Origin of the sequence: Sulfurimonas sp. (genome assembly GCF_027056685.1) — a bacterium.
In the GTDB taxonomy this organism is placed as follows: Bacteria; Campylobacterota; Campylobacteria; order Campylobacterales; family Sulfurimonadaceae; genus Sulfurimonas.
The window spans coordinates 1-8,019 of sequence record NZ_JALUKE010000188.1; the positions used below are offsets into that span (position 1 = coordinate 1).

The window sequence follows — 8,019 nt, forward strand, 5'->3', positions numbered from 1 at the left end:
ACTCAACAAAAGAGACGGCAGCAGAGGCACTCCAATCTCAAGAAGTTGTACAAAACATTAAAGACAAACTTGATGAACTCATTGAGCTTATTACAAACTCAAATGACTCCATAGTCTCACTCACTGAGCGTACCAATGAGATCACTGCGGTGGTTGACCTTATAAAAGACATTGCAGACCAGACAAACTTGCTTGCACTAAACGCAGCCATAGAAGCTGCTCGTGCAGGAGAACATGGACGAGGTTTTGCTGTAGTTGCAGATGAAGTAAGAAAGCTTGCCGAGCGTACGCAAAAGGCAACACAAGAGATAGCCATCACAACAAATACACTCAAACAAGAGGCAAATGAGATTCAAGGAAACTCTGAGAACATTACAGAAATAGCGACGAACTCACAAGAAGATGTTGGGCAGTTCTACGATACACTCAACAGGTTCGCAGAAAATGCAGGAACAGCAGCAAAAGAGACAAAATATATTTCCGATTATCTCTTTACAACATTGATAAAAGTAGACCATATTAACTTCAAACATGAAGCATATACAGCGCTTCTCACACACGATACAGAAGCTGAAGACTCTTTTGCCGACCAGTTCCATTGTCGTCTTGGAAAATGGTACTCTAATGAAGGAAAAGAGATGTTTGGTAATACTCCTGCATACAAATCCATAGAAGTACCACATGGACTAGTGCATACAAAAGCACTTGCAGCGCTCTCTTACATTAAAGAAAATAACTACTTAATAGAGAAAAAAGAGCAAATAGTACGCAATATGGCTGAGGCTGAAAATGAAAGTTTCAAACTCTTTGATCTCTTTAAAGATATGGTAAAAGAGGGTAACCCTGAGGTCAAAATTTAACCCAGAGTAGAGTTTTTACTCTACTCTTCGTCTTCTTTTCTTTCTTCTCACACAAACGCAACACATTTCATCGTTATACTTCTCCTAACAAACTAAAATCCCTATTGTATAATCTGGGTTAAAAAGGACGAATAAAATGAAAACTTTAGCAAAGATATTTTTTGCACTACTACTTGGTGTAACACTCTCACATGCGGCTGCGTTTAGCAAAGACGCAAAATTTAGAAATGTGAAAATCCACATCACAGCGGACAAACCACTGACAACAGGTGCGAATGTTTTAGAGTTTAGCATCAAAAAAGGTGGTAAACTTGTAAAGGATGCAAATGTGGTAGTGCGTGCATTTATGCCTGCAATGCCGGGAATGCCTGCAATGGAGTCAAAAGTGACTGCTAAAGCACTTGGAAATGGCACATACAGCGCAAAGCTCAACCTTGCAATGGGTGGAACATGGCAGATACATATATTTATCACTCCAAAGACAGGTAGAAAGTACCGTGTTAAAACCAGTCTCAATATCTAAGGAAACAGAATGCGAACTCTAATTCTCTCTCTTTTACTGCTCTCAAATTCACTCTTTGGGGTGGAGCTTGAGAGCGTTATAAATACTGCGCTGCAAAAGAGCCCCTCTTTAGAGGTGATAAATGCCCGTTTGACGGCAAACAAACAGAGTGTTGACATAGCAGACCAGTTTGCAAATCCTGAACTTTCACTTGTAAAAAACACACTTGATGCGTCTGAGCCAATGAGCAAAACGGTGTTGAGTGTGAAGCAAAACATTCCTTACTACTCTAAAAGAGCAAAAAGAGAAGATGTCGCCGTAGCAGAAGATGCAGTGCTCAAAGAGCAACTGCGCGCTGTAGAGGCAAAACTTGTCGAGCGCATAAAAACCGAAGCCTATACTATTTGGGAGCTGCGTGAACTCACTAACATCATAGATGAGTATATAAAATTGACAAAAAGAAACATCACGCTGTATGAGTCATACACCAGTATCAACTCAAGCCAACATATGGGGATTATGAAAGCAGAACTCTCTCTTTCTGACTTGAAGGTGCAAAAAACGGCGTTAGAGGCAAAGATATTTCAAGCCTATGCACGGCTCTCGGCACTTGCTGCGTTTAGAGTAGAAAAACTTGACATTGACCTTGCTATAAAAAGCAAACCTGAGCTTGAGCGTTTTCGTGCAGATTTGGGCTATAACCCTGAAATTGCCCTCAGAGAAAAAGAGATAGCAAAACAAAATGCAAAAGTAGCACTAGCAGATGTCAACAACTACCCTGATGTTAATATTTTAGCAGGGTATAACTACCGAGAGAAGTATGATGACTACTTTAGTGTAGGTGTGGGGCTTAGCTTACCAATCTATGGCACAGAAGATGCAAAAGAGGAGCGCGAGCGCGCACTTTTACTCGCTAAACGCAGCCAAAAGGCAGATACGCAGTTAGGAGTAAACGCAGCTCTTGAGAGTTACTACGCGGTAATGCTCTCTTCATATAAAATCTATCATATCATCCAAGATGATGCACTGCCACAGGTGGCACATATGTTTGAGCTCTCTACTGCTTCTATATCTACAGGGAGTGACCTTTTTAAATACATAGATGTACTCTTTGACAAACTCTCTTTAGAGAAAAAGAGCATCACAGCGATTGCAAATTACAACAAAGCTGAGGCAAAAATTGCCGAGTTACAAGGAAAATTACAATGAAAAAGATACTACTGACACTACTGCTGCCTTTTGCACTTTTTGGCGCTGAGGTAAAAGAAAAACCAACGGTAGAACAGCTTTTTTCTGTTCAAACAGTGAAGGTGCAAAAAGTAAAATCATCACACTCTAAAAAGAACTATGGGTATGTCAAAGCCGATGAAGCGCGCATATATGACATTGCTCCGCGTTTTGGCGGTTTTGTTGAAAAACTCTATGCAAACAAAATCTATATGTATGTCAAAAAAGGCGACCCGCTTGTGAGGGTTTACTCTCCTGAGGTTTATAAGGCAAAAGAAGATTACAAAAATGCCTATAAATATACGCAAATCAAAAATAATAGCGGTATGCTTGCAAGTGCAAAGCTCAATTTACAACTCCTAAATGTTCCTCAAAATGAGATACAAAGCATTTTAAAAACAAACAAGGTTTCGCCAAACACAACTATTTACGCGCCAACTTCTGGGTATGTTTTTATGAAAAACATCACCAATGGCTCTGCGTTTAATGCTAAAAGCAGACTTTTTGAGATAGTCAATCTCGATGAGGTGTGGGTAGAGACAAGGATATTTGAAGATGATGTTGCGTGGATAAAAAAGGCGAATGAGTTTGATGTAAGTTTTAAAACAACTCCGAAAATCTACAAAACAAATAAAAAATTGCTCTATCCGAACCTTGATCCAAAAGAGGCAACGCTGACTATGCGACTGCGTTTAAACAACCCTAAACATACGCTCTTTCCCGGAATGTATGCAAATGTCATCTCAAAAGACAAAGCACGTGAGTATCTCACACTTCCACAAAGTGCAGTCATCTTAAAAGACGGTAAATATTACGCATTTGTAGTAGGTGAATACGAGGGCGAATATGAACCGGTAGAAGTGGATGTCAAACCACTTAACAACCAAACATACATAATTACATCGGGCTTAAACGCAGGAGATGAAGTGGTCAATAACTCACTCTTTATGATGGACAGTGATGCGCAGATAAATGGGCTTTACTAGCACCTCTCAAGAGTAATAAAAAGGATAGGGTGTTCACACGCGGACTTATTAATGCCATTTATGGCATAATATTGTTCAAGGAGTTCTTATCAAGCGTTTAGAATTAATAGAGCAGATTATTGCAAGAAAAGAGCAGCTTGGTATCACCATTGAAAACTTGGCAAAGTTAAGTGGTGTTGGTGTGCGCACTATCAATCGTCTTCTTAAAAACGAAGATGTAAAACTAAGTACCATTGAAGCAGTAACAAATCTTTTAGGGCTCGATTTTGCGGGCAATGAACAAATTTCTTTAAAAGAGCTAGAAAAACAAAGAGCAAAAGAAAAAGCGCTCTATTTGGCTTCTATTGTACAAGGGACATCAGCACTTGAAATGCAAGGTTTGGAAGATGATGGTATTAAAAAAATAGTCTCTATGTATGAGAATGAATTTTTATATGGTAATTATAAAGATACGCTTTGGGTGGCTTAAAATGATACACTCTACAAAGCCTATAGACGACGCTACGCCACTTGATGATATATCAGGGCTGAAGCTACCCCATAATAGAATGTACACCCTTAAAGAGATATATGAAGCAGAAGCGAACAATATAGCACTGGCAACACTGAAATATCTCTCCGCTCCACCGTCTAAAAAAGAAGCTCCCTTTACTTATGAATGGTTGCAACAGCTGCATCAGGAAATGTTTGGTGATGTTTGGGAGTGGGCTGGTGAGTTTAGACAAGTTGAACTCTCTATTGGCATCAAGGCTTATATGGTGCCGACTACGCTCAAAGAGTTGGCAGACGATATAGCATATTGGGATAAAAATAGAACATTTGATATTTATGAAACAGCGACTCGCATTCATCATAGAGCAGTGCAAATACACCCTTTTCAAAACGGTAATGGTAGATGGTCGAGAATGTTAGCGAACATCTATCTTCGACAAAACGGTTCAATGCCGGTGAGGTGGCAAGAAGAGTTGCTTTCCAAAGAAAACCTAAAACAGGATGAATATATTCGAGCTCTTAAAAAAGCTGACAGTGGTGATTATCAGTCGCTTATTGAGATGCACAAGCATACTTATTAGAATAAAAAAGCGGAGGAGTTGGCCTTTGAAAAAGAACACAATCACTATGTATTTAACTACACACAAAAGATACTTTTTCCAAACTCGCTATAAAAGAGTCTGAAGAAATTTATGTGAAATGCATGGATAGTTTGAAAATTACCTGCAAAAAAATAGTGAGTTTCAAAATGTCGGCTCAAAAATGCTAGATATTTTTAGACTTTCACTCGATGAAAAAATCTATACGGAGTTGCCAGATGAACTTGTCCGAAATTGGAACTAAAATAAGAGCGTTTAGCCTCTCTAGCAGGCATTCGTCGTGTTATATTAGCCAAAGTTGAGAAAGGGCACTTTGGGAGTGTTTCTGTAAAAACACTCGATATTATTGTCAGGCACTTAGATGCGTGATTGAAGCTGAGTAAATCACAAACGCAACACACTCCTACACTATAATTCTATCATTAAGAATTGAAGGCATAAATAATGATAGAAAAACTCATAGCTTTTAGCATAAAAAATAAATTTTTAGTTTTGATGGCAGCACTTTTTTTGGTGGCAGGAAGTATTTGGAGTATGAAAAATACTCCGCTTGACGCACTGCCAGATTTGTCTCCTCCTCAGGTAATCGTGCAGATAAACTGGGCAGGGCAGTCTCCTGAGACGGTAGAAGAGCAGGGGACATACCCGCTTGTGTCACAGTTTTTGGCTATTGCCGGCATTGATACTGTTCGTGGGTATTCTACTTATGAGACGGGGCTTATTTACATCATTTTTAAAGATGGTACAGACCTCTACTGGGCGAGAAGCCGTGTGCTTGAACAACTCGCTTCCATCCAGTCAAGTCTGCCAAAAAATATGAGCGTGACATTAGGCCCCGATGCAAGTGGTGTAGGCTGGGTCTATGAGTATGCTCTGAGTTCAAAAACTAAGAATTTAGCACAGCTGCGAACGCTGCAGGACTACTACTATAAGTACGCGCTTATGGGTGTAGATGGTGTGAGTGAAGTGGCATCTGTAGGTGGGTTTATTCCTACCTATCAAGTGAGTGTAAACAACGACAATCTTGTACGCTACAACCTCTCCATCCAAGATGTGGCAAAAACACTCAAAAGCAATAATAATGACACCGGAGGCCGCATAGTCATTAAAAACGGTTTTGAGTGGATGGTGCAGGCGAAGGGATATGTAAAAAATCTTGATGACATTCGTAAGCTTGTCGTGACAACTCGCGCTGGTGTACCCATTACCATTGGCGATATAGGTCGTGTAGAACTTACTCCTGCGCCGCGTCGTGGTATGGCGGACTTAAACGGTGAAGGTGAAGTGGTCGGCGGTATCGTCTTAGTGCGTTATGGTGCTGATGTTTACTCGGCAATTCAGAGAATCAAAAAGAAGATGGCAGAGCTCAAAGTCGATGGTGTGGATGTGACAACTGTGTATGACCGTTCAGGGCTTATTGACGGTGCGGTGGAGACACTTAAAGACACCCTCATCGAGGAGAGTATTATTGTCATCATTGTTATCGGGCTCTTTTTACTCCATTTTCGCTCATCACTTATTGTGCTCATTGTTTTACCTTTGACCGTTGGAATGACATTTTTACTGATGAAAGTGTTTGGTATAGGCTCGAACATTATGAGTCTTGGAGGTATTGCCATTGCCATTGGTGCTATGGTGGATGCTTCCATCGTGATGATAGAAAATGCCCATAAGTCGCTGCATAAGTTTGAACATAAACATGAAAGGATGCCGACAAACGCAGAGCGTATAGAGGTGATTTTAAAATCATCTCAACTTGTTGGGCGTCCTATATTTTTCGCGCTTGCGCTCATCGTGGTCTCATTTTTGCCTATTTTTGCTTTGAGCGGACAAGAGGGTCTGCTTTTTACACCGCTTGCCTTTACCAAAACATTTGCAATGGCAGCTGGAGCACTTTTGAGCATTACGCTTGTGCCTGTGCTTATGGTCTTCTTTGTAAAAGGGAGAATTATTCCGGAGAATAAAAATCCGCTCAACAGATTTTTTATTTGGCTCTATCGTCCTATTATTGTTTATGGACTGAAAGTAAAGTACTTTGTGATTGTACTTATTTTACTCTCTTTGGGTTATATGTATCCGCTTTACAACAGTTTAAAGTGGGAGTTTATGCCGATGCTCAATGAACAGACTTTTATGTATATGCCAGTGACTCCTTATGGTATCAGTATAGATCAGGCGAAAGAGCTGACACAAAAAACGGATAAAATCATAAAATCTTTTCCTGAAGTGGAGAATGTCTTTGGTAAAGCAGGGCGCGCAGGAACAGCGACTGACCCTGCACCACTTGGTATGCTTGAGACCATTATTACGCTCAAACCAAAATCTGAGTGGCCAAAAGGGATGACCTACGACAAACTCCGTCAAGATATGGAAGATGCCTTGCAGGTTCCTGGTCTGACGAACTCGTGGACATACCCGATTCGTGGGCGAATAGATATGCTCTTAAGTGGTATTCGTACTCCTATCGGGATTAAGCTCTACGGAAAAGATGCTGCAGGACTGCAAAAGTATGGAAAACTCATAGAAGAGAAGTTACGAGATTATGACAACACGCTCTCAGTATTTGCCGATCAGGCAAGTGCCGGGTATTTTATATATCTTGATTTGAATGAATCTAAAATGCAGCGTTATGGGCTAGATAAGAACACACTGCTTGAGTACACCTCTTTAGCTATTGGCGGACTAAAAGTCTCTACGATGTACAAAGGACTTGAACGCTACCCTATAAGTTTGAGACTTGAAGGGAGTGAACGAAGAAGCTTGCAGAGTATTCGAGATATTCAGATAAAAACAAAACTGGGCTTTGTACCACTGGGTACTTTTGCAAAAGTCTTTTACAAACAGAGTGCTTCGGTCATAAAAAGTGAGATGGCAGCTCCTGTGACATTTATATATATTACGCCCAAAGAAGGCATTACAGCGACTGAATACCAAAAAGGTGCGCAGAAGTTAATAAATGAAATAAAATTTGAACCAGGTTACTACATAGAGTGGGCAGGACAGGCACAGTATTTAAACAGTGCGATGAAAAAAATTGTCTGGATTATTCCTGCGGTACTGCTCTTTATTTTAGTGCTTATCTATATGGCACTTAAAAAAATGATGCCGACACTCATTGTCTTTTTTACGCTTCCCTTTGCACTCCTTGGAGGTCTGATATACATCGATATGCTCAATTTTGCAATGAGTATCGCGGTGGTTGTCGGTTTCTTGGCTCTGCTTGGTGTTGCGGCTGAGACTGCCATCGTTATGATAGTATATTTGCAAGAAGCGGTTGATGAGTCTAAAGCGATGCATGGAGAGAAGTTTGATGTGAAGCACTTAAACGATGCCATCTATGATGGGGCAGTACA

At 40.4% G+C, this 8,019-nt stretch carries 7 protein-coding genes; all 7 read left to right on the top strand.

Translation table 11 applies throughout. From position 1 onward, the window contains the following. The coding region (locus MVY38_RS08405) for a methyl-accepting chemotaxis protein (RefSeq protein WP_366939784.1) at positions 1-860 on the top strand (860 nt) is incomplete at its 5' end. Between the two features lie 136 nt (positions 861-996). Further along, positions 997-1,383 (top strand): FixH family protein, encoded by a 387-nt coding sequence (locus tag MVY38_RS08410; protein ID WP_297485202.1) that lies wholly within the window; start codon positions 997-999, stop codon positions 1,381-1,383. Between the two features lie 9 nt (positions 1,384-1,392). Continuing rightward, positions 1,393-2,571 (top strand): TolC family protein, encoded by a 1,179-nt coding sequence (locus MVY38_RS08415; protein WP_297485204.1) that lies wholly within the window; start codon positions 1,393-1,395, stop codon positions 2,569-2,571. Further along, positions 2,568-3,575: an efflux RND transporter periplasmic adaptor subunit gene (locus MVY38_RS08420; protein ID WP_297485206.1), complete on the top strand. Its 1,008-nt coding sequence runs from the start codon at positions 2,568-2,570 to the stop codon at positions 3,573-3,575. Before MVY38_RS08415 ends, MVY38_RS08420 begins: the two co-directional genes overlap by 4 nt. Before the next feature lie 118 nt (positions 3,576-3,693). After that, entirely contained in the window at positions 3,694-4,044 is a 351-nt protein-coding gene (locus MVY38_RS08425) for a helix-turn-helix transcriptional regulator (protein WP_297485215.1), read from the top strand. Between the two features lies 1 nt (position 4,045). After that, positions 4,046-4,648, top strand: coding sequence for a mobile mystery protein B (locus MVY38_RS08430; RefSeq protein ID WP_297485208.1), 603 nt, complete (start codon positions 4,046-4,048; stop codon positions 4,646-4,648). Positions 4,649-5,110: 462 nt separating this feature from the next. Then, the coding region (locus MVY38_RS08435; RefSeq protein WP_297485211.1) for a CusA/CzcA family heavy metal efflux RND transporter at positions 5,111-8,019 on the top strand (2,909 nt) is incomplete at its 3' end.

Excerpts from the sequence above, each read along its gene's own strand:
- MVY38_RS08410 (WP_297485202.1), top strand. The coding sequence starts at position 997 with ATGAAAACTTTAGCAAAGATATTTTTTGCACTACTACTTGGTGTAACA.
- MVY38_RS08415 (WP_297485204.1), top strand. The coding sequence starts at position 1,393 with ATGCGAACTCTAATTCTCTCTCTTTTACTGCTCTCAAATTCACTCTTT.
- MVY38_RS08420 (WP_297485206.1), top strand. The coding sequence starts at position 2,568 with ATGAAAAAGATACTACTGACACTACTGCTGCCTTTTGCACTTTTTGGC.
- MVY38_RS08430 (WP_297485208.1), top strand. The coding sequence starts at position 4,046 with ATGATACACTCTACAAAGCCTATAGACGACGCTACGCCACTTGATGAT.